This window comes from Halomonas sp. SIMBA_159, assembly GCF_046536035.1.
Lineage (GTDB): Bacteria > Pseudomonadota > Gammaproteobacteria > Pseudomonadales > Halomonadaceae > Vreelandella > Vreelandella venusta_A.
Genome location: NZ_JAWJBT010000170.1, coordinates 1 through 369, shown reverse-complemented (window position 1 = coordinate 369; position 369 = coordinate 1). Strand labels below are relative to the sequence as shown.

The window sequence follows — 369 nt, the reverse complement described above, 5'->3', positions numbered from 1 at the left end:
GTCGTTCAAGGCGATGATCTCGCCGCTCGCTATAAACTGAACGTCATCGGTCAGCGAGTCGGCGTTGCGCCGCTCCCGCGGGTCGCCCGCTCTCGGGCGTCGAGAATACCCCTTGAGCCCGGCCATAAATCACCCTTGGTTTTCAGTCTGCAATCCGGCCGGGGCTTCAACCACAGCGCTTGCCTGCTCCATGGCCCACGTTTCACCGCTGTCGCTGTTCTCCACCCGCAAGGCGATGCTGGCACCGCTGACAGCCTGAATGAGCGGCTTGGCCCTGCCAGCATTGACATTGACCGTGAACGCCGGGGAAGTGCCGGCAGCGGCGTCGTTGGCCGCCTGCTCGGCCGTGTCCCCGCGGTAAGCCTCAAT

1 protein-coding gene is annotated in these 369 nt (G+C 64.2%); it reads right to left on the bottom strand.

Going from position 1 to position 369, the window contains the following annotated elements; genetic code table 11:
• Positions 1 to 129: 129 nt before the first annotated feature.
• Positions 130 to 369 (bottom strand): hypothetical protein (locus R0J87_RS18855; RefSeq protein WP_498888127.1); only part of this gene is annotated, 240 nt, incomplete at its 5' end.